This is a genomic window from Pseudonocardia xinjiangensis (genome assembly GCF_012911925.1).
GTDB lineage: Bacteria > Actinomycetota > Actinomycetes > Mycobacteriales > Pseudonocardiaceae > Pseudonocardia > Pseudonocardia xinjiangensis.
The window spans coordinates 14,167-38,862 of the sequence record NZ_JAAXKY010000012.1 but is presented as its reverse complement, the minus strand read 5'-3'; the positions used below and the strand labels follow the sequence as shown (position 1 = coordinate 38,862).

The 24,696-nt window shown below is 72.6% G+C and carries 21 protein-coding genes; 8 read left to right on the top strand and 13 right to left on the bottom strand.

Annotation, left to right across the window (positions count from 1 at the left end):
• Positions 1–25: 25 nt before the first annotated feature.
• Positions 26–247 (bottom strand): hypervirulence associated TUDOR domain-containing protein, encoded by a 222-nt coding sequence (locus tag HF577_RS06335; protein WP_169394794.1) that lies wholly within the window; start codon positions 245–247, stop codon positions 26–28.
• 67 nt (positions 248–314) lie between these two features.
• On the opposite strand from HF577_RS06335, the gene HF577_RS06330 reads away from it, so the two are divergent.
• On the top strand, positions 315–896 hold the full coding sequence (locus HF577_RS06330) for a type 1 glutamine amidotransferase domain-containing protein (RefSeq protein WP_169394793.1): 582 nt from the start codon (positions 315–317) through the stop codon (positions 894–896).
• 39 nt (positions 897–935) lie between these two features.
• Positions 936–1,496 carry a DUF6328 family protein gene (locus tag HF577_RS06325; protein ID WP_169394792.1) on the top strand — a complete coding sequence of 187 codons (561 nt, stop codon included), beginning with the start codon at positions 936–938 and terminating at the stop codon, positions 1,494–1,496.
• A 13-nt stretch (positions 1,497–1,509) separates the two neighbouring features.
• Here HF577_RS06325 and HF577_RS06320 read toward each other — a convergent pair whose 3' ends face one another.
• Positions 1,510–2,283: an RNA polymerase sigma factor SigF gene (locus tag HF577_RS06320; RefSeq protein WP_169394791.1), complete on the bottom strand. Its 774-nt coding sequence runs from the start codon at positions 2,281–2,283 to the stop codon at positions 1,510–1,512.
• Between the two features lie 276 nt (positions 2,284–2,559).
• On the opposite strand from HF577_RS06320, the gene HF577_RS06315 reads away from it, so the two are divergent.
• Positions 2,560–4,800 carry a HelD family protein gene (locus HF577_RS06315; RefSeq protein WP_169394830.1) on the top strand — a complete coding sequence of 747 codons (2,241 nt, stop codon included), beginning with the start codon at positions 2,560–2,562 and terminating at the stop codon, positions 4,798–4,800.
• A 6-nt stretch (positions 4,801–4,806) separates the two neighbouring features.
• Here HF577_RS06315 and HF577_RS06310 read toward each other — a convergent pair whose 3' ends face one another.
• The 5 genes from HF577_RS06310 to HF577_RS06290 form a co-directional block, all read right to left on the bottom strand.
• Positions 4,807–5,574 carry a 3-oxoacyl-ACP reductase gene (locus HF577_RS06310; protein ID WP_169394790.1) on the bottom strand — a complete coding sequence of 256 codons (768 nt, stop codon included), beginning with the start codon at positions 5,572–5,574 and terminating at the stop codon, positions 4,807–4,809.
• 124 nt (positions 5,575–5,698) lie between these two features.
• Positions 5,699–6,439 carry a gamma-glutamyl-gamma-aminobutyrate hydrolase family protein gene (locus HF577_RS06305; protein ID WP_169394789.1) on the bottom strand — a complete coding sequence of 247 codons (741 nt, stop codon included), beginning with the start codon at positions 6,437–6,439 and terminating at the stop codon, positions 5,699–5,701.
• Complete coding sequence (locus HF577_RS06300) at positions 6,420–7,763, bottom strand: glutamine synthetase family protein (protein ID WP_169394829.1); 1,344 nt, start codon at positions 7,761–7,763, stop codon at positions 6,420–6,422. Before HF577_RS06300 ends, HF577_RS06305 begins: the two co-directional genes overlap by 20 nt.
• Positions 7,764–7,791: 28 nt before the next feature.
• A complete protein-coding gene (locus HF577_RS06295; RefSeq protein ID WP_169394788.1) occupies positions 7,792–9,384 on the bottom strand; it encodes an amino acid permease in 1,593 nt (530 codons plus the stop codon).
• A gap of 14 nt (positions 9,385–9,398) precedes the next feature.
• Complete coding sequence (locus tag HF577_RS06290; protein WP_169394787.1) at positions 9,399–10,346, bottom strand: phosphotransferase; 948 nt, start codon at positions 10,344–10,346, stop codon at positions 9,399–9,401.
• Between the two features lie 52 nt (positions 10,347–10,398).
• On the opposite strand from HF577_RS06290, the gene HF577_RS06285 reads away from it, so the two are divergent.
• From HF577_RS06285 to HF577_RS06275, 3 genes are all read left to right on the top strand, one after another.
• Complete coding sequence (locus tag HF577_RS06285; protein WP_169394786.1) at positions 10,399–12,852, top strand: GcvT family protein; 2,454 nt, start codon at positions 10,399–10,401, stop codon at positions 12,850–12,852.
• A gap of 70 nt (positions 12,853–12,922) precedes the next feature.
• Positions 12,923–13,768, top strand: a complete 846-nt coding sequence (locus HF577_RS06280) for an aldo/keto reductase (RefSeq protein WP_169394785.1) — start codon at positions 12,923–12,925, stop codon at positions 13,766–13,768.
• Positions 13,769–13,854: 86 nt separating this feature from the next.
• Positions 13,855–14,193, top strand: a complete 339-nt coding sequence (locus HF577_RS06275) for an EthD domain-containing protein (RefSeq protein WP_169394784.1) — start codon at positions 13,855–13,857, stop codon at positions 14,191–14,193.
• A gap of 22 nt (positions 14,194–14,215) precedes the next feature.
• Here the strand turns inward: HF577_RS06275 and recQ are convergent, their stop codons facing one another.
• Both recQ and HF577_RS06265 read right to left on the bottom strand, forming a co-directional pair.
• Positions 14,216–16,033: a DNA helicase RecQ gene (gene recQ / locus HF577_RS06270; protein ID WP_312858971.1), complete on the bottom strand. Its 1,818-nt coding sequence runs from the start codon at positions 16,031–16,033 to the stop codon at positions 14,216–14,218.
• Positions 16,034–16,058: 25 nt separating this feature from the next.
• The gene (locus tag HF577_RS06265; RefSeq protein ID WP_169394782.1) at positions 16,059–16,904 is read right to left on the bottom strand and encodes an alpha/beta fold hydrolase; all 846 of its coding nucleotides are present in this window, start codon (positions 16,902–16,904) and stop codon (positions 16,059–16,061) included.
• Positions 16,905–17,148: 244 nt separating this feature from the next.
• Here HF577_RS06265 and HF577_RS06260 point away from each other — a divergent pair, with 244 nt between their 5' ends.
• The gene (locus tag HF577_RS06260; RefSeq protein WP_211173872.1) at positions 17,149–18,030 is read left to right on the top strand and encodes an alpha/beta fold hydrolase; all 882 of its coding nucleotides are present in this window, start codon (positions 17,149–17,151) and stop codon (positions 18,028–18,030) included.
• Here HF577_RS06260 and HF577_RS06255 read toward each other — a convergent pair.
• Entirely contained in the window at positions 18,027–18,815 is a 789-nt protein-coding gene (locus tag HF577_RS06255) for a GntR family transcriptional regulator (RefSeq protein WP_169394781.1), read from the bottom strand. The genes HF577_RS06260 and HF577_RS06255 overlap by 4 nt on opposite strands.
• 57 nt (positions 18,816–18,872) lie before the next feature.
• On the opposite strand from HF577_RS06255, the gene HF577_RS06250 reads away from it, so the two are divergent.
• Entirely contained in the window at positions 18,873–20,075 is a 1,203-nt protein-coding gene (locus HF577_RS06250) for an acyl-CoA dehydrogenase family protein (RefSeq protein WP_169394780.1), read from the top strand.
• A 25-nt stretch (positions 20,076–20,100) separates the two neighbouring features.
• Here HF577_RS06250 and HF577_RS06245 read toward each other — a convergent pair whose 3' ends face one another.
• From HF577_RS06245 to HF577_RS06235, 3 genes are read right to left on the bottom strand one after another with little or no spacing between them, the layout of a single operon-like run.
• On the bottom strand, positions 20,101–20,907 hold the full coding sequence (locus HF577_RS06245; RefSeq protein ID WP_169394779.1) for a YqjF family protein: 807 nt from the start codon (positions 20,905–20,907) through the stop codon (positions 20,101–20,103).
• Between the two features lie 16 nt (positions 20,908–20,923).
• On the bottom strand, positions 20,924–22,855 hold the full coding sequence (locus HF577_RS06240; RefSeq protein WP_169394778.1) for an ABC transporter ATP-binding protein: 1,932 nt from the start codon (positions 22,853–22,855) through the stop codon (positions 20,924–20,926).
• The gene (locus HF577_RS06235) at positions 22,852–24,648 is read right to left on the bottom strand and encodes an ABC transporter ATP-binding protein (protein ID WP_169394777.1); all 1,797 of its coding nucleotides are present in this window, start codon (positions 24,646–24,648) and stop codon (positions 22,852–22,854) included. The genes HF577_RS06240 and HF577_RS06235 overlap by 4 nt, the downstream gene beginning before the upstream one ends.
• Between the last annotated feature and the right edge of the window lie 48 nt (positions 24,649–24,696).

Genomic DNA, 24,696 nt, shown 5'->3' with positions numbered 1-24,696 from the left:
TGCGCGGCCGACGGGAACAGGCCGGCTAGTCGTCGCCCTTCGGCTTCTTCGTCAGCGCCCCCGGGCGGTGCACCGCGTCGCGCCCGCTCTTCTCGCTGCGCACCCGGTACTGCGGGTCGTCGGGGGTGGCCCGCACGGTGCGGCCCGCCGCCTCGGTGTCCTCGGTGATCTCCTCCTCGACCTCTCCCTCAGCGATGCCGCCGTGACTCTTCCACGTGACGTGGTCGCCCTTCTCGAACTCGCTCATGCGGGGCGCTTACCCCGTGCCGGACCCGGGTACGCGATCTGCGTACGGCAACGAGGAAAGGAAGAACATGGCAGGCAAGCTGGACGGTAAGCGCATCGCGATCCTGGCCACCGATGGTGTGGAGCAGGTGGAGCTCACGCGTCCACGCGAGGCGGTCGAGCAGGAAGGCGCCCGGACGGAGATCATCTCGCTGTCCGAGGGCGAGTTCCAGGCGATGAACAACGACATCGAGCCCGCCGACACCTTCACCGCCGACAAGGCGGTGCAGCAGGCGTCGGCTGCCGACTACGACGGGCTGATCCTGCCGGGCGGCACGGTCAATGCCGACCGCCTCCGGATGGACCCCGACGTCGTCGCGTTCGTGCAGGAGATCTTCCGCGCCGGCACGCCCGTCGGCGTGATCTGCCACGGGCCGTGGACGCTCGTCGAGGCCGACCTCGTGCGGGGCCGGACCCTGACGTCCTACCCGAGCCTGCGCACCGACATCCGCAACGCCGGCGGCACCGTGGTCGACGAGGAGGTCGTCACCGACCACGGCCTCGTCTCCAGCCGCAACCCCGACGATCTGCCGGCCTTCTGCGCCAAGATCGTCGAGGAGTTCGCCGAGGGTGCACACGCGGTGCACCACCAGGGCGCAACGGTCGCCTGATCCGGACATTTTCGGGCGCGGTCCGGGTACTCCCCGTCCATGGGGTGCCCGGACCGCCGCGCTCCCGCGCCGGGGCCGGAGCGCCCCGGCGAGGGGCCGCTCCAACGCGCCGACCGCAACATGATCGAGCTGCTGCAGGAGCTGCGCGTGGCGCAGACGGGGGTGCAGATCCTCTTCGCGTTCCTGCTGTCGCTGTCGTTCACCGACCGGTTCGCCGAGCTCGACGACGTGGAGCGGTGGACCTACGTCGTCACGTTGCTGCTCTCGGTGATCTCGGCCGGGTTGCTGGTCGCCCCGGCCGCCGCCCACCGGGTGACGTTCCGCCGCGGGCTGAAGAAGGAGACCGTGCAGCTGGGCCACCAGCTGTGCACCGTGGGGCTGGCCGCGCTGGCACTCACCCTGACGGGCGCGGTGCTGCTCGTGCTCGACGTCGCGATCAGCCTGGCGTTCGCCGTGCCGGTCGCCGCCGCCGTCGGGATCGTCCTGCTGACGATGTGGTTCGTCCTCCCGCTCCGGTTGCTCTGGCGGACCGGGAGGATCGACGACGGCGCGCCGGACGGTGACCGGGCCGGGAACGGACGGGTGCCCGCCCGGACCTAGTGGGTGCCCCCGGCTACCCGTCCTCCTCGATCATGCGGCGGCGCAGCTGCGCCACCGTCTGGGAGAGCAGCCGCGACACGTGCATCTGCGAGATCCCGACGCGGTCGGCGATCTGGGTCTGGGTGAGGTTGCCGAAGAACCGCAGCAGCAGGATGGTCCGCTCGCGCTCAGGCAGCTCGTCGAGCAGCGGGGCGAGGGCCTCCCGGTACTCGACCTTCTCGAGCTCCGCGTCGGCGCTGCCCAGGGTGTCGGTCAGGGTGGTGTCGGCGCCGGCCACGAGCTCGTCGAGCGAGCTGCTGCGGTAGGCCTGCTGGGCGTCGAGACCCTCGACGACGTCCTCGGTCGGGATCCCGAGCCGCGCCGCGATCTCGCTCGGCCGGGGCGCGCGTCCCAGCTCCTGGGAGAGCGGCCCGATGGCGCCGTTGATGCCGCTCTGCAGGTCCTTGAGCCGTCGGGGCACCCGCATGGACCACGTCCGGTCCCGGAAGTGGCGCCGGATCTCGCCGGTGATGGTGGGTACCGCGTAGGACAGGAAGTCGATGCCGCGGTCGGGTTCGAACCGGTCCACGGCGTTGAGCAGCCCGACCGTCCCCGCCTGCTCCAGGTCGTCGACCGGCTCACCTCGTCCGGCGAATCGGCGGGCGATGTGCTGGGCCACCGGCAGGTACCCTGTTACGAGCTTCTGGCGCAGCACGGCCCGGCCCGGGTCGTCCGGTGGCAAGGCCGCGAACTCGGCGAACAACGGCGCCAAGTGCGCGTAGTCGGAGTCGCGGGAGGTGTCAGACACGGCAGCGCGGGCAGCTCGGGCACGGGACGGATCGCACCCCGTGAGCTACCCGCGGGTCGGCGGGAGAAAACGCTCGCGCTGGTACGTTCGTAAGTCGCCATTCCGTCCGCCCGCTTCGCGAAGGTGAATTTGCCGGTGTCGAACAGCACGTCCCCCGCTCGAAGCGGCAGCGGCTCTCAGGGCGCCGACTCGCCTGCCGGCTCCGCGGCGACGAACGGCAGCGGGAGTGCCACTCCCGTCGAGGAGGGGCTCGAGTACGAGCGCCGTTACGTCGGCATGCTCTACGAGCGTCTCGACGCCCGCCGCGCCGACACCGCGCGGCGCCTCGAGGGCGTGCTGCACGACGAGACCGTGGGCACGCCGCAGGCGCTCACCGAGCGCGATGCCGCAGCGGCGATGTACACCGACCGGCTCGCCGCGCTCCGCGCCGCCGAGCACGGGCTCGCGTTCGGCAGGCTCGACACCGACGACGGCGAGCGCCGTTACGTCGGTCGGCTCGGGCTGCTCGACGAGGACAACGAGTACGAGCCGCTGCTGATGGACTGGCGGGCGCCCGCGGCCCGCCCGTTCTACACCGCCACCGCGGCCTCTCCCGAGGGCATCCGCCGCCGCCGGCACCTGCGCACCCGGCGCCGCGAGGTCACTGCGGTCGACGACGAGGTGCTCGACCTGGACGACGCCACCGCCACGTCGCAGGCCGGCGGGCTGACGAGCGAGGCGGCGCTCCTCGCGGCCGTCGCCGCCCGGCGCACCGGGCGGATGTCCGACATCGTCGCCACCATCCAGGCCGAGCAGGACGCGATCATCCGGTCGAAGCCCAGCGGCGTGCTCGTGGTGCAGGGTGGCCCGGGCACGGGCAAGACGGCGGTGGCGCTGCACCGTGCCGCCTACCTGCTCTACACCCACCGCGACCGGCTGGCCCGCCGCGGCGTGCTGGTGGTCGGCCCCAACCCGACGTTCCTGAGCTACATCGGGCAGGTGCTGCCGTCCCTCGGGGAGACGGCCGTGGTGCTCGGCACTGTCGGGCAGCTCCACCCCGGCCTCGACGCGCGGCGGGTGGAACCCACCCTGACCGCCGCGGTGAAGGGCCGGGCCGAGATGGCGGCGGTGATCGCCGCTGCCGTGCGGGACCGTCAGCAGGTGCCGCGGCGTCCGATCGAGCTCGTCGTCGAGCAGCAGCGCGTGCGGCTCGACCGCGACGTGGCCAACGCGGCCCGCACCCGCGCGCGGCGCTCGCGCCGGCCACACAACGAGGCCAAGCGCATCTTCCACAAGGAGGCGATCCGGCTGCTCGCGGAGCAGGTGGCGCGCACGCTGGGCGGCCGTGGCCTGCTGGACGCGGGCGACCTCGCCGACATCCGTGAGGAGCTGAGCGAGAGCCGCGAGCTCACCCGCGAGCTCGACGCCCTGTGGCCGACGCTGTCGGCCGAGCAGCTGCTCACCGATCTGTTCGCCTCGCCGAAGCGGCTCAGCACGGTGGCCAGGCGGATCCCCGCGGCCGAGCGGGAGCTGTTGCTGCGCCCCGCGCCCGGCGCCGACGTCCCGCCCGACCAGCGGTGGACCCCCGCCGACGTCCCGCTGCTCGACGAGGCCGCCGAGCTGCTCGGTGACGACGGAGCCGAGGCGGCGGCGCGGGAGGCGGCCGCGCTGCGCGAGGAGGTGATGTACGCGCAGGGGGTGCTCGACGTGCTCGACCTCGAGGAGGACCTCGATCCCGAGCTGCTGCGCGCCACCGACGTCGTGGACGCCGACCGGCTCGCCGAACGGCAGGCGGTGCGCCGCTACGACTCCACCGCCGACCGCGCCGCGGCCGACCGGGAGTGGACCTACGGGCACGTGATCGTCGACGAGGCGCAGGAGCTGTCTCCGATGGCGTGGCGGCTGATCATGCGGCGCTGCCCGAGCCGTTCGATGACCATCGTGGGGGACATCGCGCAGACCGGCGACCTGTCCGGCGCCGCGTCGTGGGGCGAGGTGCTCTCGCCGTTCGTGGCCAACCGGTGGCGGCTCGAGCAGCTCACGGTCAACTACCGGACGCCGTCGGAGATCGCCGACGTCGCCGACGACGTGCTCGCCGCCATCGAGCCGGGCCTGGCCGCGCCGCGCTCGGTGCGCAGCACCGGCGTGCCGCCCCGGGCGGTGGCGGTGGACGCGAGCCGGCTCGACGACGCGGTCGCCAAGGTGCTCGCCGAGGAGACCGGCGCGGTCGGCGAGGGCCGCACCGCGGTGCTCGCCCCGACCGCGCGGGTGGCGGCGCTGCGGGAACGCCTGGTGGGCGAGCCACCGGCGGACGCCCCCGACATCGACCTCAGCGCACCGGTGGTCGTGCTGCCGGTGAGCTCGGCGAAGGGCCTGGAGTTCGACGCCGTCGTGCTGGTGGAACCCGCCGAGCTGCTCGCCGAGTCGCCGCACGGTGTCAACGACCTCTACGTGGCCCTCACCCGCTCCACGCAGCGCCTCGCGGTGGTGCATGCCCAGCCGCTCCCGGCGATGCTGCACCGGCTGGCCGAGGGCTAGTGCGCGCTACAGGGGCGTGACGTAGGCGCCGGAGATCCCGCCGTCCACGAGGAACGTGGACGCCGTGATGAACGAGGCGTCGTCGCTCGCGAGGAACGCCACGGTGCCGGCGATCTCCTCGGGCCGCGCGAACCGGCCCATCGGGATGTGCACCAGGCGGCGCTGGGCCCGCTCGGGGTCGGCGGCGAACAGCTCCTGCAGCAGGGGGGTGTCCACCGGTCCGGGGCACAGGGCGTTGACCCGGATGTTCTCGCGCGCGAACTGCACGCCCAGCTCACGGGACATGGCGAGCACGCCGCCCTTGGACGCCGTGTAGGAGATCTGCGAGGTGGCCGCGCCCATGACCGCCACGAACGACGCCGTGTTGACGATCGAGCCGCGCCCGGCCCGCTGCATGTGCGGGATTGCGGCGCGGCAGCACAGGTACACCGACGTGAGGTTGACCTCCTGGACGCGCCGCCAGGCGGCCAGGTCCGTGGTGAGGATCGAGTCGTCCTCCGGCGGGGAGATCCCCGCGTTGTTGAACGCCACGTCCACGCTGCCGTAGTGCTCCGCGGCTGCGGCGAACAGCGCCTGCACCTCGTCCTCCGACGTGACATCGGTGCGCACGAACAGGCCGTTGACCTCGTCGGCCGCCGCCTGTCCCGGCCCGGCGTCGATGTCGCCGACGACGACCCGGGCGCCCTCCTGGGCGAGCCTGCGGACGGTGGCCAGCCCGATGCCGCTGCCGCCGCCCGTGACGACCGCCGTGCGCCCCGCGAACCGCTCGATCATGTCCGCAGACTATTCGCCGGCTAGGGGCGAGCTCCGGCCGAGCCCGGCGGGAGGGGTGGCCGCTGCACCGGCCTGGCACCGGTCGGCGTGTGCCGCAGGTGGGGACGGTCGGGTGCTCGCTCGGCTACCGCCCCGGTGGCGTTGGGTTCCCGGTCGCCGCCGCCACCAGTGCCGTCATCAGCCGAACGTCCGTGGCGTCCTGTTCGGGATGCCACTGGACGCCCACCACGAACGGTGCGCCGTCCAGCTCGACGGCCTCCACCGTGCCGTCCGCGGCCCGCCCGGTGACCCTCAGCCCGGGAGCGACCCGGTCGATGGCCTGGTGGTGGTGGCACTGCACGGCCACCGTGGTGCCGACGGTGGCGGCCACGCGCCCGCCGGGCACGAGACCCACCGTGGTGGTGCCGAAGACGCCCGGGGTGGGGTTGTGCCCGGTGTGGCCGACGGCGTCGGGGACGTGCTGGACCAGCGTCCCGCCCAGCGCGACGTTCAACAGCTGCACCCCGCGGCACACACCGAGCACGGGAATGCCGCGCTCGAGCGCCCGGTGCAGCATCGCGATCTCGGCGGCGTCGCGCTCGGGCCGCGGCTCCCCGGTGCGGGGGTGCGGCGCCTCGCCGTACCGGCCCGGGGCGATGTCGGGGCCACCCGAGAGCACCAGCGCGTCGATCCGGTCGACGGCGACCGCCGACTCGACGCGGGGTGGCAGCAGCACGGGGATTCCGCCGGAGGCGAGCACCACGTCGGGGTAGGTGACGGGGAGCAGCACGGCCTCGTGCTCCCACACCCCGTACCGGACGTGCTCCCCGTATGCGGTGAGCCCGACGATCGGGCGGTGGGTGCGGCTAGAGCCGTTCGAAGCCACGCCGGCGCTCCCAGTCGGTGACGGCGGAGTCGAAGGCGGCCAGCTCCACCCGCGCCGCGTTGGCGTAGTGCTCGACGACCTCCTGGCCGAAGGCGTCGACGGCCACCGTGGAGCCGGCGAACAGCTCGGCCGCCTCCCGTAGCGTCGACGGGACCCGTGGTGCGTCGGAGGTGTAGGCGTTGCCGGCGAGCTCCGGCTCCAGGGGCAGCTCGTTCTCGATGCCGTGCAGCCCGGCCGCGATCAGTGCGGCGACCCCCAGGTACGGGTTCATGTCACCGCCGGGCACCCGGTTCTCCACCCGCAGCGAGGGGCCGTGCCCGACGACGCGCAGCGCGCACGTCCGGTTGTCGAGCCCCCAGGCGACCGCGGTGGGCGCGAACGAGCCCTCGGCGTAGCGCTTGTAGGAGTTGACGTTCGGTGCGAAGAGGTAGGTGAGCTCGCGCAGACACGCCTGCTGGCCCGCCACGAAGTGCTCGAACAGCGGGGAGAAGCCGTGTTCGGACTCCCCGGCGAAGACCGGCCCGTCCTCCCCGCGCAGCGAGATGTGGATGTGGCAGGAGTTGCCCTCCCGCTCGTCGTACTTGGCCATGAAGGTGAGCGCCGTGCCGGCCTGGTCGGCGATCTCCTTCGCGCCGGTCTTGTAGATCGTGTGGTTGTCGCACGTGGTCAGCGCGTCGGCGTAGCGGAAGGCGATCTCGTGCTGGCCGAGGTTGCACTCGCCCTTCGCCGACTCGACGACCATCCCGGCGCCCGCCATCCCGTTGCGGATCCGGCGCAGCAGCGGCTCCACGCGTGCCGTGCCGAGCATCGAGTAGTCGACGTTGTAGAGGTTGGCGGGCTCGAGCTGGTGGTAGCCCTTGCGCCAGGCGGTGTCGAACGAGTCGGCGAAGATCATGAACTCCAGCTCCGTGCCGACGTCGGCGTGCAGGCCGTGCTCGGCGAGCCGGTCCAGCTGGCCACGCAGGATCTGCCGCGGCGACGCGACGACGGGCGACCCGTCGGCCCACTGCGCGTCGCACAGCACGAGCGCGGTGCCCTCCTGCCACGGGACGAGCCGCAACGTCGCGAGGTCGGGCTTGAGCACGAAGTCGCCGTAGCCGCGTTCCCAGCTCGACATCGCGTACCCGCCGACGGTGTTCATCTCGACGTCCACGGCCAGCAGGTAGTTGCAGGCCTCGGCCGCGTGCGGCACGACGTCGGCGAGGAAGTACGGGGCGGCGCAGCGCTTGCCCTGCAGCCGGCCCTGCATGTCGGTGAACGCGACGAGCACGGTGTCGATCGACCCCTCGTCCACCGCGGCCCGCAGCTGGTCGAGCGTGAGCATCCCGCGTGGCTTCATGGGGATGAGGATCTCACGGGGCATCGGCCTCCAGCTGTCCCTCGATGCCGGTCAGCTCCTCCTCGGTGCCGGCCTCCCGGACCGGGCCGGTGAACCAGTGGCGCGCTGAGAGCAGGTACCAGCCACCGAACAGGAGCAGCGCCCCGCCCACCGTGATCGGGGCGTAGTTGACCACGTTCCAGTCGAAGTCCGCGGCGCCCGGGATGCCCTTGGGGGAGACCGGCAGCAGGAACAGGACGCACACGAGCGCGATCCACGCGACGGCGACGGGTGCGACCCAGCGGTAGTGGTGACCGAGGCTCCACGCGCCGCCCTCGAACCGGGAGCCGGCCCGGATCCGCAGGACGATCGGCAGTGCGAACGCGATGTAGAGGCCGATCACCGCGATGGAGGTGCCGACGAGGTAGCCGACCACGCCGTTCGCGAGCGTCGGGAGCATCAGTGCCCAGCTCAGCACGGCGATCGCGGCCACGGCGTTCACCGGCACGCGGTTGGCGGCGACCTTGCGCCACAGCCGCGAGGCGGGCACGGCGCCGTCGCGGGAGAACGCGAAGAGCATCCGCGACGCCGACGTCACCGACGCCGTACCGCAGAAGAACTGCCCGACCACGGCGATGAGCAGCAGGAACTCGGCCCACGCCCCGCCGAGTGACTCCGTCCAGATGTAGACGACGGCGTTGCCTGCTGCGTCGAGCGTGCCCTGGACGTCGGGCACCGCGAACGTCACCGCGACCAGCAGGACGAAGCCGAAGACCACCGACACGGCGACCGACATCACCATGCCCCAGGCCGCGGCCCGGGACGCCAGGCGCGTCTCCTCGCTCATGTGCGCCGATGCGTCGTACCCGGTGATCGTGTACTGGGCCATCAGCAGGCCGATGCCGAACACGAACCAGAACCCGGCGTCGCCGAAGCCCTCCCCGGAGAACCCGGAGTTGTTGAGCGTCTCGCCGAACACGAACGCGGCGGACTGGTGGTTGTCGGGGACGACGATCAGGACGGCGACGATCACGAGCACGCCGACCATGTGCCACCACGCCGAGAACGTGTTGAGCCGGGCCAGCAGGTTCACGTTCAGCAGGTTCAGCGCGAGGTGCAGCGCGATGATCACCGAGTAGACCACGAAGACCGTGCCTGTCCCGGTGCCGACGACGGCGGGGAACCACAGGTTGAGCAGCGCGGTGGTGAAGATCGCGGCGCCGTAGTCGATCGCGGCGGTCACCGCGATCTGGCCGATCAGGTTGAACCAGCCGGTGAACCAGCCCCACGCCGGGCCGCCCAGCTTCGACGCCCAGAAGTACAGCGCCCCGGCGGTGGGCATCGCCGAGGCGATCTCGCCCATGGCCATCGCCACCAGCACGCAGAACCCGCCGACCAGCAGCCAGCCCCATGTGATCGCGACCGGGCCGCCGTTGTTGAACGCGATGTAGTACGAGGTCAGGCAGCCCGCGAGGATCGAGATGATCGTGAAGGAGATGGCGAAGTTGGAGAACCCGCCCATCTCGCGGTAGAGCACCTGCGCGTAGCCGAGCCGGCGCAGGGTGGCCTCGTCGCCGTGCCTGTCGTGCCCGTTCCTGTCGTCACTGTTCGGGTCGTCGGCGGGCATGCGGCCTCCAGGTGTCACAGATCTCGGTCGGGCGGGTGCGCTGCCGTGAGCAGGTGCTCGAGGTCGGGGCCGTCGAACTCCGCGACGGCCCGGTCGTACTTCTCCATCCCCCAGGACCAGAAGTCGAAGTGCAGCGGGCTGGAGCCGTCCTGGATCGACGCCCACAACGTCCAGCCGTACTTCGCCATCAGCGCGAACAGCCGGGCGCGGGCCACCTGGCGGGGGCACGGGCGGCCGAAGTAGGCGGCGACGAGCACGTCGAGCAGCGGGGCCGGCAGGGCCGCCTCGCTCCAGATGTTGCCCAGCTCGAAGCACGGGTCGTTGTTGCCCGAGTACTCGAAGTCGATGATCCGCACCCGCTCGCCCCCGCTCCCGTCCGGGCACAGGAGCAGGTTGGCGGCGAGGAGGTCGTTGTTGCATGGCGCTGTCACCCGCGGTCCGAGCGCCGCGCGGATCCGGGGCACCAGCGGGGCGAACTCGTCGTAGCGCGGCGGCAGCCGGAAGCCGTGCTCGGCGACGATGCGCCGGTAGCGGGCCTGCACGGCGAACATGTCGAAGTCGTTGACGAAGCGCGGCCCGGCGTGCAGCCGCCGGCACGCGGCGGCCACGAGGCCCAGCACGGCGGAATCGTGGAGGTCGCCGTCGGTGAGCGGGCGCCCGGGCAGGTACTCGACGGTCAGCCCCACGCCCGGCCGCCGGTGCAGCACCCGCGCCCCCACGCCCGCCGCCGCGGCGGCCACGGAGTTGGCGTACTCGTGGTCGCGGTCGATACCGAGCAGGCCGCCCCCGTCCTGGGCGGGGATGCGCACGACGCAGCACCCGTCGGGGTTGGTGACCTTGAGGTTGCGGTTGGTGAGGCCGCCGGGTAGCTCCTCCACCGTCCGGGGCCGCCGGGAGGTGCACGGGATGGAGTCGAGCAGCGCGTCCGTCACGGGGTCGAGCACCGCGGATCGGACTTCCATCGCAGGATCGTAGGGCTCGCTCCGGGAACGGTCTAGACCGTAGGGTCGGGGCATGGTGCAAGCGCTCCCCGGGCGGGCCCGCGTCGTGGTGATCGGTGGGGGAGTGGGCGGCACGAGCGTGGCGTTCCACCTCGCCGAGCGCGGCGAGCGGGACGTGCTGCTCGTCGAGCGCGCCGAGCTCACGAGCGGGTCCACGTTCCACTCGGCCGGCCTGGTCGGGCAGCTGCGGTCCGACCCGGCGCTCACCACGATCAACGGCTGGTCGGTCGAGCTCTACCGCAGGTTGCAGGAGAGCGAGCACGCCCCGGGGTGGGTGGAGTCGGGGTCGTTGCGGCTCGCGTCCTCACCCGCCCGGCTCGAGGAGATCCGCAGGCAGGCGGGCTGGGCGCAGCGATCAGGGCTGCCACTGGAGCTCATCTCGGCCGACGAGGCACGGGAGCTGTTCCCGCTGATGTCGGTCGAGGGGGTGCTCGGCGCCGCGTACACGCCCACCGACGGCCAGGTCGACCCCGCCCGGCTCTGCTACGCGCTCGCCGCGCTCGCCCGCGAGGGGGGTGTGACGATCGCCCAGCGGACCAGGGTGGTCGGCATCGACACCGACGGCGGCCGGGTCACCCGCGTGCGCACCGACCGCGGCGACGTCGAGTGCGAGGTCGTCGTCGACTGCGGCGGCATGTTCGCCGCCGAGATCGCCCGGCTGGTCGACGTGCGGGTGCCCGTGGTGCCGATGTCGCACCAGTACGTCGTGACGGCCCCGCTCCCGGCAGGCACCCTGCCCGACCACCCGCTGCCGTCGCTGCGCGACCCCGACCTGCTCGTCTACTACCGCCAGGAGATCGACGGGCTGGTGATGGGCGGCTACGAGCGTCACAGCGCGCCCTGGACGGCCACCCCGCGATCGCTCGACGCCGTCCCGGCCGACTTCAACGGCAAGCTGCTCCCGCCGGACTGGGAGCGGTTCGAGGAGATCCTCGAGAACTCCCAGGTCCGGTTCCCGGTGCTCGCCGACACGGGCGTGGCGTCGATGATCAATGGGCCGGAGGCGTTCACCCCGGACAACGAGTTCTGCCTCGGTGAGACCGAGGTGGCCGGGTTCTTCGTCGCCGCCGGATTCTGCGCGCACGGCATCGCCGGTGCCGGGGGCATCGGGCGCGTGCTGGCCGCCTGGATCCTCGACGGCGACCCCGGTCTCGACCTGTGGCACATGGACGTGCGCCGCTTCGGCCACCGGCACTACCGCTCGCCCGGCTACACGCTCGCGCGGGTGCGGGAGAACTACGAGAGCTACTACGACATCCGGTACCCGGCCGCGGAACGGACGGCGGGGCGCCCGTTGCGCACCTCGCCCGCCTACCCGTGGCACGCGGCGCACGGCGCCGTGTTCGGGGAGAAGGCCGGTTGGGAGCGGGTCAACCACTACTCCGAGCCCGGCTCCGAGGAGCTGCGCCCCCGGGGCTGGGCCGGGCGGCACTGGTCGCCCTGCGTCGAGACCGAGCACCTCGCCGTCCGGGAGGCAGCAGGCCTGTTCGACGAGAGCTCGTTCTCGAAGATCGAGATCTCCGGGCCGGACGCGGCGGCGTTCTGCCGGCACGTCTTCGCCGGGCGGACCGACCGCGAGCCCGGCGCCGTCGTCTACACGCAGGCGCTCAACGACCGTGGCGGCATCGAGATGGACGTGACCGTCACCCGGGTGGGCCCCGAGGAGTTCCTCGTGGTGACGGGCACGGCGTTCGGGCCGCACGACCTCGGCTGGCTGCGCCGCCAGGCCCGGCGCACCGGTGCCGCGTTGCGGCTGGCCGACGTGACCGGCGCCTGGGCGTGCTTCGGGCTGTGGGGGCCGCGCTCCCGCGAGGTCCTCGCCCCCCTGACGCCCGCGTCGCTGGCCAATGCCGACTTCCCGTACCCGTCGATGCGCGAGACCACGGTCGGGGACGTCCCGGTGCGCGCGCTGCGGGTGACGTTCGTCGGGGAGCTGGGCTTCGAGCTCTACTGCTCCACCGAGTACGGCGCCGCGCTGTGGACCACGCTCGTGGAGGCCGGCGCGCCCCACGGGCTGCGCCCCGGCGGCTACCGCGCGATCGAGAGCCTGCGGCTGGAGAAGGGCTACCGCGTGTGGGGGTCCGACATCGGCCCCGAGACCACCCCCGACGAGGCCGGCCTGGGCTTCGCCGTGCGCCGCGACGGGGAGTTCGCCGGGCGCGGGGCACTGCTGGCCGCCCGGGCGCGCGGGGTCGCCCGGAGGCTGCGCTGCCTCGTGCTCGACGATCCCCGCGCGGTCGCCCTGGGCGGGGAGCCCGTGCGGGTCGGGGACGAGGTCGTCGGCCAGGTCACCTCCGGCGGCTACGGCTACACGGTGGCCCGTTCCCTCGCCTACGCCTACCTGCCCGCCGGCACCCCCGAGGGGGCGCCGGTGGCGGTGCAGGTCGACGGGACGTGGGTGGACGGCGCTGTCGCGGCGTCGGTCCTCTACGACCCGAAGGGCGAGCGCATCCGCGCCGACGGCTGAGGGCGTCCCCGCGCCGGGGTCACCGTGGTTGCGGCCAGAATGGCGGGGAGCCGCGACAACGGAGGTGCAGATGGTGACCGGTCCCCACGTCGTCACGTTGCCGTCGGGCGAACAGGTGGCGGCGCTCGGCCAGGGCACGTGGTACCTGGGCGACGATCCCCGGCGCCGCGCCGACGAGATCGCGGCGCTGCGCCTGGGCCTCGACCTCGGCCTGAGCGTGGTCGACACGGCGGAGATGTACGGCGACGGCGCGTCGGAGGAGCTGGTCGGGGAGGCCGTCGCCGGCCGTCGCGACGAGGTGTTCCTGGTGGACAAGGTGCTGCCCCACCACGCCACCCGCGCCGGCACCGTGCGCGCCTGCCAGGAGAGCCTGCGGCGGCTGCGCACCGACCGGATCGATCTGTACCTGCTGCACTGGCGCGGCCGGGTCCCCCTCGCCGAGACGCTCGCCGGGTTCGCCGACCTGTTCGACGCCGGCGCGATCCGGTACTGGGGGGTGAGCAACCTCGACCGGGACGACATGGAGCAGCTGTACGGCCTGCCGGGCGGCCACGCCGTGGCTACCGACCAGGTGCTCTACAACTTGACCCGCCGCGGTCCGGAGTACGACCTGCTGCCGTGGTGCGGTGAGCACCGCGTGCCGGTGATGGCCTACTCGCCGATCGAGCAGGGCAGGCTGCTCGGCGAACCCGGGCTGACCGAGGTGGCCCGGCGGCACGGGGCGACGCCCGCCCAGGTGGCACTGGCGTGGGTACTGCACCGGGATGCCATGATCGCGATCCCGAAAGCCGCCGACCCCGAGCACGTCCGGGAGAACGCCGCCGCCCGCGACCTGGCCCTCACCGCCGACGACCTGGAGACGCTGGACGCGGCATTCCCACCACCGCGGCGCCCCCAGCCGTTGGAGATGCTCTAGAGGTCCCGCTCCTCCTCACAGCACTACGGCTCCACAGTGCGCAGGTCGGCCGGTGTGACGACCTTGCAGAATCGGAAGGATCAACGATGTTCAAGGTCTTCGCCTACCTGACCAAGCGTGCGGACCTCAGTCGCGAGGAGTTCATCGACTACTACGAGAACCATCACGTACCGCTCGTGCTGAGCCATGCGCCGCTGCCGAGGGTGTACAAGCGCAACTATCTCTCCCGCGGCGATGCGGCCAACCTCGAGTCACCGGCCATCGGGTTCGACGTGGTCACGGAGACGGTGTGGGACGACCGCTCCGGGTTCGAGAACTGGATCTCCAGCCTGGGCATTCCCGCGATCGCCGAGGACGAGGCCCGGTTCCTGGACCGTTCGAAGACCACGGCTTACGTGATCGAGGAGGGGGTGTCGGCCCCCTGACCTCGGGAGACCGCACCTGAGCTCAGCCCGCGAGCGCCTCGAGCACCTGCGCGCCGTACTTCGCGAGCTTGTTCTCCCCGATCCCGCTGATGGTGCCCAGCTCCGCGGTGGTGGCGGGCATCCGCGTGGCGATCTCCCGCAGTGTGGCGTCGTGGAAGATCACGTAGGCGGGTACGCCCTGCTCCTTCGCCGCGGACCCGCGCCAGGCCCGCAGCCGCTCGAACACCGGCGCGGCCGCGGCGGGCAGCTCCACCTGCGGGGCCCGTGCGGAACGCGTGCGCCCCTGCGCCTGGCGTTTCGGGTCGCGCCGCAGCATGACCTGTCGCTCACCCCGCAGCACCCCCCGGCTGGCCTCGGTGAGCACGAAGGTCTGGTAGTTGCCCTCGACGGCCAGCAGGCCCTGCGCCATCAGCTGCCGGATGACCCCGCGCCACTCACCCTCTCCCAGTTCGGTGCCCACACCGAACACGGTGAGCGAGTGGTGGTCGAACTGCTCGACCTTCGCGGTGCGCTTCCCGAGCAGGATGTCGACGATCTGCCCGGCCCCGAACTTCTGGTGGCGCTCCCGGTCGAGCCGGAACACCGTGGAGAGCACCTTCTGCGCGGCGACCGTGCCGTCCCACGACTCGGGCGGAGCGAGGCAGGTGTCGCAGTTGCCACACGGCTTGCCCTGCTGCCCGAAGTAGTTGAGCAGCTGCACCCGCCGGCACTCGACGGTCTCGCAGAGCGCGAGCATCGCGTCGAGGTGCTGGGCGAGGCGGCGGCGGTGGGCCAGGTCGCCCTCGGAGTCGTCGATCATCTTGCGCTGCTGCACGACATCGGCGAGCCCGTAGGCCAGCCAGGCCGTGGACGGCAGCCCGTCGCGCCCGGCGCGGCCGGTCTCCTGGTAGTAGCCCTCCACCGACTTGGGCAGGTCCAGGTGCGCGACGAAGCGGACGTCGGGCTTGTCGATGCCCATGCCGAACGCGATGGTGGCGACCATGATCACGCCGTCCTCGCGCAGGAACCGCGACTGGTTGGCCGCGCGCGTGCCGGCGTCGAGACCGGCGTGGTACGGCAGCGCCGTGAGCCCCTGGGCCACGAGGAACTCGGCGGTCTTGTCGACCGAGTTGCGGGAGAGGCAGTAGACGATGCCGGCGTCGCCGGGATGCTCGGTGCGCAGCAGGTGGAGCAGCTGGCGGCGGGGCTCGTCCTTCGGCGCGATCCGGTACTGGATGTTGGGCCGGTCGAAGCTCGCGACGAAGTGCCGGGCGCCCTCGAGGTTCAGCCGCCCGGCGATCTCGGCGTGGGTGGCCTCCGTGGCGGTGGCGGTGAGCGCGATGCGGGGCACGTCGGGCCAGCGCTCGTGCAGCTGTGAGAGCGCGAGGTAGTCGGGGCGGAAGTCGTGGCCCCACTGGGCCACGCAGTGGGCCTCGTCGATGGCGAACAGCGCGATCCGGCCCCGCTCCAGCAGGCGCAGGGTGGACTCCACCCGCAGCCGCTCCGGGGCGAGGTAGAGCAGGTCGAGCTCCCCGGAGAGGAACGCGGCCTCGACGGCGCGCCGCTCGTCGGGCCCCTGGGTCGAGTTGAGGAACCCCGCCCGGACGCCGAGCGCGAGGAGGGCGTCCACCTGGTCCTGCATGAGCGCGATCAGGGGGGAGACGACCACCCCGACTCCGTCGCGGACCAGGGCGGGGATCTGGTAGCACAGCGACTTGCCGCCACCGGTGGGCATGAGCACGAGGGCGTCGCCGCCTCCGCAGACGTGCTCGATGATCTCCTGCTGGTTCCCGCGGAACGTGTCGTAGCCGAAGACCCGGTGGAGCACCTGCTGCGCGTCGGCGGTCCGGGGGAGCGTCACCCGGCGATCGTAGGCGCCGGCCCCGTCAGCATCGGTAGCCGCTCGGGTCGCCTCGGCCCGCCGCGTGCACATGGCCGGTGATCAGCCGGGTCAGCTCGGGGACGAGCTGAGGGGGTTGCTCGTGGCCGACGCCGTCCCACGTGACCAGCGTGGCCGCCGGGATGCCCTCGGCGAGGACCTCGGCATGGTCGTAGGGATAGATCGGGTCCTCGGTGCCGTGGACGACGAGGGTCGGTACCTGGATCCGGGCGAGATCGTCGATGCGTGAGGACGCCGAGGGGGCGTTGGCCGCCGGGTTCGTGCCACGGGCGTGATCGGCGACGGCGATCTCGCGGTAGTACCGCTCGTCGAACGCGAACCGGCTGCCCGCCACGGCGCGGCAGAAGTCGACCTCCAGGTCGGCCAGGTCCTCGTCGGTCTCGACGGGGCGGTCGAGGCCGGCGAACACGGAACCGTCACCCGGCGACAGGCGGGGGTCCGGCCCGGGTGTGGAGCTGATGAGCGTCAAGGAACGCACGCGGTCGGGATGTTCCAGGGCCGCGACCTGGACGACCATCCCGCCCACCGACACACCGACGAGGTGGGCGGCGGCGATGCCGAGGGCGTCGAGCACGCCGACCGCATCGGAGGCCATGTCCCCGATCCCGTACGGCGCACTGGCCCAGTCGATGTGGGTGGACAGCCCGACGTCCCGGTTGTCGAACCGCACGACCCGGTACCCGGCGCCGACGAGGCCCTCGATCAGCTCACGTGGCCACCAGAGCACCGACGCCCCGCCTCCCATCACCAGGAGCACCGGCGTCCCGTCCGGCCGGCCCAGCTCCTCGTACCACAACGTCACTCCGTTGGTGTCCACATATCCCGCGGCCATCACGCCATTCCTTCCGTCGGTCCTCTCTGAGACCTGCTGGGCGCTCGATGCTCATCGGTCGAGCTCCGGCGACCGTCCGCGGGATGGAAAATGGGCTGGAGCGGCAAGCCTCCCACTGCGATTCACGGGCGTCGTGGAGTGGGTCGAGTGGGTAGTCTCGAATTCGAGTCGCCGATCTCCCGACTATTCCCGGGGGCTGGTCCGATATCGGCGGAATGGGATTTGTTCCCACAAGGGGGGATTTGTGTTGCGCACTGTCGCCGACGTGGTGGAGAGGCACCGCTCGTCCGGTCGCGACTTCGAGGCCGACGGGGTGCGGAGCTTCGTTCTCGACCGGGGCGACGGACCGCCGGTGGTGTGCCTGCACGGCGTCCCGGCAAGCTCGTTCCTCTTCCGCAAGCTCGTGCCGGAGTTCGCCGGTCGCGGACTGCGGGGCGTCGCGTTCGACTTTCCCGGCCTCGGCCTGGCCGATCGCCCGGTGGGGTTCAACTACTCCTGGAGCGGCCTCGCGGAGTGGACCGGCCACGCGGTCGACGCGCTGGGGATCGATCGGTGCCATCTGGTCGTGCACGACATCGGCGGGCCGATCGGGTTCGAATGGGCCATCACCCACCCGGAGCGGGTGCTCTCGCTGACCGTGCTCAACTCGCCCGTCGACGTCGCGGTGTTCCGGCGCCCGTGGTCGATGCAACCCTTCGCGATCCCCACCGTCGGGGAGGCCTGGCTCGCGGGACTGCGCCCTCCCGGCTCCCGCTGGCTCTTCCGCCACGTGGGGCTGGCCGACCAGACCGCCATGGACAGCTCGGAGATCGACGCCTACTTCGCGTTGCTCAAGCGCGAGGACGGCGGGCGGGCGTTCCTGCGGATCATGCGCGGGTTCGAGCTGACGGAGGCGAAACAGGCCTTCTTCTACAAGGGCCTGCGTTCCCGGCCGTACCCGGCGCAGGTGGTGTGGGGGCAGTACGACCCCGCGCTCGGGGAGAACCGCCGCCGCGCGGTGCAGGACGCATTGGGAGTGGAGAGCGCCACTCAGCTGCGCGCCCGGCACTTCCTGCCGGAGGAGCAGTCGCCTGCCATCGCCGCGGCCGTCGTCCGGCTGGCCGGGCAGCAGGCCACGCCGCACTAGCCGCCCGGGTGCTGCCGGCGCCGCTCCTGGATGTCGGTGCGCACCATCAGCCGGACGCGGTCGGCGCGGTAGACGTCGCGGGCGAACTCCACGGGCAGCCCGGCCACCGATTGGGCCACCCGCTCCACGCTCATCAGCGCCGTGCCTCGGGGGACCCCGAGCGCGTCGGCGTCGGCGGCGTCGGCGCTGACCGACTCCAGGTACTCCACGGCGGTGTGCGGGGCGAGCCGGAACTGCAGCGAGAGCAGGTCGTAGATCGACCCGGTCAGCGGGTGGTCGAGCAGGCCGGGGAGGTGCTCGGCCGGGAACCAGGACCGTTCCAGCGCGAGTGGCGTGCCGTCCGCCGAGCGCACCCGCACGAGCTCGTGCACCGCCGTGCCCGGCGGCATCCGCAGCGCCGCCGCGACCGTCTCCTCGGCGGCCACCGTCCGCGCGGACAGCACCTCGGCCCCGGCGCGCCGGTGCGCCCGCCGCATCTGCTCGGTGAACCCGGCCAGGCCCGTGAGATCACAGTCGATCTTGGGCTCCGCCACGAACGCCCCGCCCGTGCGTCCCGGCAGCCGGACGAGCACCCCGCGGCGGGCGAGCCCGTCCAGTGCCTGCCGCAACGTCATGCGGCTCACCCGCAGCGCGGCCGCCAGTGCGCGCTCCCCGGGCAGCCGGTCGCCGGTGGCGATCTGGCCGTGCGTGATCTCGTCCATGAGCCACTGCTCGATCTGCGCGTGCACCGGCAGCCCGTGGCGACGTTCCAGGGTGGGGGCGCGATCGAGCAGCTCCGTCGACACGCTCCCAGGGTAGGCCGCGGCGGTTGCCGAGCCCTCGGGCCGGTGCGATCGTCGGGTATGGACCCAGCGACCGGTACCGCTCCGCTCCTCGGCGACTTCTTCCGCTACGCCGACCTCCTCACCGACGAGGAGCACGAGGTGGTGGCCCGGGTGCGGGAGTTCCTGCGCACCGAGGTGGCGCCGGTCGCCGTCGAGCACTGGACGCGCGCCGAGTTCCCGCACCACCTCGTACCGGGGTTCGCCGCGCTGGACATCGCCGCCCTGCCCTACGACGACCTGGACGGCCCGGCCGCCCGTCGCCTGCTGATCGGGTTCGTCGCACTGGAGATCGCCCACACCGACCCGTCGATGAACAGCTTCTTCGGCATCCACAACGGCCTCGCGATGGGCAGCATCGACCTGTGCGGCTCGGCCGAGCAGCGGGCGCGCTGGTTGCCTGCCATGGCGCGGATGGAGCGGATCGGTGCGTTCGGCCTCACGGAGCCCGACGGCGGGTCGGACGTCGCCCGCGGGCTGCGGACCACCGCCCGCCGCGTGGGCTCCGGACCGGACGCGGAGTGGGTGCTCGATGGTGAGAAGCGCTGGATCGGCAACGGGACCTTCGCCGACCTCGTCGTGATCTGGGCCCGCGACGTCGCCGACGACTCCGTGAAGGGCTTCGTCGTGGCGCAGGACAACCCCGGCATGACCACCAGCAAGATCGAGAACAAGGTCGCGCTGCGCACCGTGCAGAACGCCGACATCGTGCTCCAGGACTGTCGCGTGCCCGAGTCCGACCGGCTGCAGAACGCCGGCTCCTTCGCCGACACCAACAAGGTGCTGCGGCGTACCCGTGGGGGAGTGGCGTGGGGCTCCACCGGCACGATGATGGCCGCCTACGAGGTCGCGCTGGCGTATGCGAAGGAACGCGAGCAGTTCGGCCGTCCGATCGCGGGGTTCCAGCTCGTGCAGGACCTCCTGGTCCGGATGCTGGGCAACATCACCGCCTCGTTCGGGATGGCGGTCCGGCTCGCGCAGCTGCAGGACGCGGGGGAGGCCCGCGACGAGCACGCCGCGCTCGCCAAGGAGTTCTGCACGAGCCGGATGCGCGAGACCGTCGCGCTCGCCCGCGAGGTGGTCGGGGGCAACGGCGTGGTCCTCGACTACGGGGTGGCGAAGTTCTTCGCCGACGCCGAGGCCCTCTACTCGTTCGAAGGCACCCGCCAGATCAACACCCTGGTGGTGGGCCGGGCGATCACCGGCCACAGCGCCTTCATCTGACCCGGCCCCCGGCGGCGCCGGAAGTTCAGGAAAGCCACTTTCCTGCCCTGAGAGGGCCTGAAAGTGGCTTTCCTGAACCGCGGGGGGTGGTTGCCGGGGTCGGGCTCCCGAAACGAACGTAGGCGCCGTCGCTGAAGGCGACGTGGTCCGGGGGGCGGTGCGTGAGGTCGCCGAGGCCGGCCGCGGCGACCAGCCCGTCGTCGAGCTCCAGCACCTCCGCCGTGCGCAGCGGCCAGGTGGCGTGTTCGTTGGGCAGGTACCAGGTGCGGCCGAGATGAGCCGTGTGCAGGCCCCAGCGCGCCGTGAGGAACTGCTCCAGCGGGCCGTCGGGGGCCTGCGTGCCGGCGCGCACGACGATGCGGCTGCGTGCGGACACCCCGGGCCACCGCACCCGCGTCGCGTAGCCGCGCACGTCCCCATCGGCGACGAAACGCATCCGCGCCCACCGGTAGGGCAGCCCGAAGGCCGCGCGGGCGGCCGCCACGGCGACGGCCCGCTCGGCGTCGAGGCTGAGGAAGACCACGCCGCGCCGCCCCGTGGCGTCCACGGAGTACAGGCGCACGTTGGTCTCCAGGAACGTGCCCACCCACGGCAGGGTGGGCCCGTGGGCGAAGCCGGTGCCGGTCATGCGGAACGGCACGAGGCCGACGTAGGTCCAGCCGTCGAGGACGTCCGGCTCGACGCCGGGCGGGAAGAACCGGGCCACCGCGGCGGGCCGGACGGCCCAGTGCAGGAACGCGACGTCGCGCCAGCGCTGCCGCAGCAGGTGCGGGTGGGTCAGCGCCGGCGCGACGACGGACACCGGTTCGGGCGCGACGGGCTCCGGAGGCATCCCGCCATCCTGCCGCTCAGGCGAGGGACGCGCGCCACGCCTCGTGCAGGTCGGCGAACTCGCCGCTGCCGCCCAGCAGCTCCGCCGGTGACCCGTCCTGCACGATCCGGCCGTCGGCGAGCACCAGCACGCGGTCGGCGATCAGCACCGTCGAGAGCCGGTGGGCGATGATCAACGACGTGCGGCCGGCGAGCACCGTCTCCAGTGCGGCCTGCACCGCTCGCTCCGACGGGATGTCCAGGGAGGACGTGGCCTCGTCGAGCAGCACCACCGCCGGGTCGGCCAGCACCACCCGCGCGAGCGACACGAGCTGACGCTGGCCTGCCGAGAGCCGCCCGCCGCGCTTGCGCACGTCCGTGTCGAACCCGTCGGGCAGTGCCTCGATGAACTCGCGGGCGCCCACCGCCTCGGCGGCCGCCGCGATCTCGGCGCGGGTGGGCGGCCGATGATCGTGGCCGTCGTCGTGGCCGCTGCCCATCGCGATGTTGTCGGCCACCGACCCGGAGAACAGGAACGCCTCCTGCGTGATCATCACCAGCGCGGACCGCAGGTCGGCGTCGGCGACGTCGCGCAGGTCCACCCCGTCGAGCCGGACCGCGCCCGAGGTCGGGTCGTAGAACCGCACAGCGAGCTTGGCCAGCGTCGACTTCCCCGCACCGGTGGCCCCCACCAGCGCGACCGTCTGCCCGGCCGGGATGCGCAGCGAGAACTCCGGCAGCACCGTGCGTTCGGCCGCCCTCCGGTAGGCGAACCGGACGTGGTCGAACTCCAGGTCCCCGCGCACGGGCGTGGGCAGCGGCACCGGCCGGGCCGGTTCGGGCACCCCGGCCGGGGTGTCGAGAACCGAGGCGATCTTCTCCAGGGCCGCGGCCGCCGACTGGTAGCTGTTGAAGAACTGCGCCAGGTCGTCGAGCGGGTCGTAGAGCCGGCGCAGGTACAGCAGGAACGCGGTGAGCGCGCCGAGCGCCAGCGTGCCGTCGACCACCCGCAGGCCGCCGATCAGCAGCACGAGCGCCAGCGACACGTTGCCGACCACCCGGATGCCCGCGATGAACCAGGCGACGCTCAGGAACGCCTCGGTGTTGGCGTCGCGGTTGGCGACGGTGAGCCGGTCCATGATCTCGTCGTTGCGCCGCTCGCGACGGAAGGCATGCACGGCACGGATGCCGTTCATCGTCTCGACGAAGTGCACGATCAGCCGGGCGACGGTGCTGCGGGTGCGCCGGTAGCTCGCCCGGGAGCTGCGCTGGAACCAGCGCGTGATCACCATCAGCGGGACGAACCCGATGAGCACGACCGCGGCGAGCATCGGGTCGAGCCACACCAGCAGCACGGTGACACCGACCAGCGAGAGCACGGCGCCGAACAGCCCGTCGAGACCCTTCTCCAGCAGGTCCGACAGCGAGTCCATGTCGCTGGTCAGGCGCGAGATCAGGCGCCCGGAGGTGTAGGACTCGTGGAAGTCCAGCGACAGCCGCTGCCCGTGGGCGAACACCCGCCGCCGCAGGTCGAGCAGCACGTCCTGCCCCACCCGCCCGGACAGCAGGAGGAACGCCGAGCGCAGCGCCGCCCCGGCGATCCCGGTGGCCGCGTACCCCGCGATGGACCAGGCCAGCGGCGCGGGCCGCCCGGCCAGCGCCGCTGGCACGCCGGTGTCGATCGCGGTGGCCACCAGCAGCGGGCCGGCCAGCATCACCAGGTTCTCGGCGACGAGCAGCACCAGCGCGACGGTGACGGCACGCCGGTGCGGCCGCAGCAGCTCCGCGACGAGCCGGCGGGCGCGCTGCTGCAGTTTCAGCCCGGTGCGCCGGTCGACGGCGTCGGCCTCGTCGTCCTCCGGCGCGATACCGCGCCAGGACTCGCCGGCGGTGTCGACGTCGGCGGTGGCGGCCTTGCCCGTGCCCGTCTCCGTGGTGGTGCCGACGTCGGACTCCGTACCGGTGCTCACGCGCCCACCTCCTCTCGTTCGTCGGCTCGTTCCTCGTCGGGGCTGGACAGCAGCCGCCGGTACTCCGGGTCCGCGGCGAGCAGCTCGCTGTGCGTGCCGACAGCCGCTATCCGCCCGTCGACGAGCAGCGCCACCCGGTCGGCGAGCTGGACCGTGGACGGCCGGTGCGCCACGACCAGCGCCGTCACCCCACCCAGCACCCGGCGCAGCGCCGCCTCGACCTCGGCCTCGGTGTGCACGTCCAGCGCGGAGAGCGGGTCGTCCAGCACCAGGACGGGAGGGCGCCCGATCACCGCACGGGCCAGCGCGAGCCGCTGGCGCTGCCCGCCCGAGAGCGACATGCCCTGCTCGCCGATGCGGGTGTCGAGGCCCCAGGGCAGCGCCGCGACGAACCCGTCGGCGCTGGCCACCCGCAACGCCTCCCAGACCTGCTCGTCCGACGCGGCCGGGAGCCCGAGCGCGACGTTCTCCCGCACGCTCGCCGAGATCAGCACCGGCTCCTCGAACGCGGTGGCCACGATCGTGCGCAGGTCGGCCAGCCGCAGGTCGCGCACGTCGACCCCGTCGATGAGCACGGCGCCGCCGGTGACGTCGTAGAGCCTGCCGACGAGCGCGGTGAGGGTGGTCTTGCCCGAGCCGGTGGCACCGACCAGCGCCATCGTCTCGCCCGGCCGCAGCGCCAGGTCGACGCCGTGCAGGACGTCACGGGTCCCGCCCGGGTAGCGGAAGGACACCTCGTGCAGGACGAGCTCGCCCCGCACCGGGTCCGGCGCCGGAACCGGCGTGGCCGGATCGGTGATCGCCGGCACCACGTCGCGGACCTCCCAGTACCGGCGGGTGGCGGCCGCGGCGTTGCTGGCCTCCGCCAGCAGCCAGCCGATCGACGCGATCGGCCAGAACAGGTAGGTCATGACGGTGACGGCGCCGACGAGGGTGCCGAGGGTGAGCGTGCCGGTGGCGACGCCGTAGGCCCCCAGCCCGAGTATCAGCGCGATGGCCGACTCGGGCAGCATCACGAGCACCGCCCACAGCGCCGCGAGCAGCCGGATCTTCAGCAGCTCGGTGCCGCGCAGCCCGCGCGCGTCGGCCACGAAGCGCGCCGTGAGCCTGCGCCCCCGGCCGAGCGACTTGAGCACGCGGATGCCCAGCGCCGACTCCTCCACCACCGTGGCGAGATCGCCTGCCTGGTCCTGCGAGCGGCGGGCGGCCACCGAGAAGCGGCGCTCCAGCGCGAGGGTGAGCACGATCAGCGGCACCGCGATCACGGCGATGACCAGACCCAGCACGGGGGAGAGCCACAGCAGCACCCCGACGCCCGCCACCATCGTCAGGACGTTGACCACGAGGAAGATCCCCGAGAATGCGACGAACCACCGGATCGTGTTGAGGTCCGTCGTCGCCCGGGAGAGCAGCTGCCCTGAGGGCCACCGGTCGTGGAAGGCCACGGGCAGCCGCTGCAGGTGCGCGAACAGGTCCTCCCGCATGGTGGCCTCGATGCGGGTGCTCGGGCGGGCGACGAGGCGCCGCCGCAGGAACATCAGCCCCGCTTCGAGCAGGCCGAACGCGAGGACCCCGAGCACCAGCCACGGCAGCACCGACAGCTCGGACCGGGCGATCGGCCCGTCCACGATGGCCCGGGTGACCAGCGGGATCGCCAACCCGGCGAGGCTGCTCGCGAGCGCGGCGAGGCCGCCTCCGATCAGGGCGGCTCGGTGGGGACGGACGTACGGGGCGAGGCGGCGCAGCGCACCGAGGGTGGCGCGGTGGGGCTGCTGCTCGAGATGGTCGCTCATGGCATCGATCACGGTAGGTTTTTCCGAACCGCGACGCATGCGAGTTCT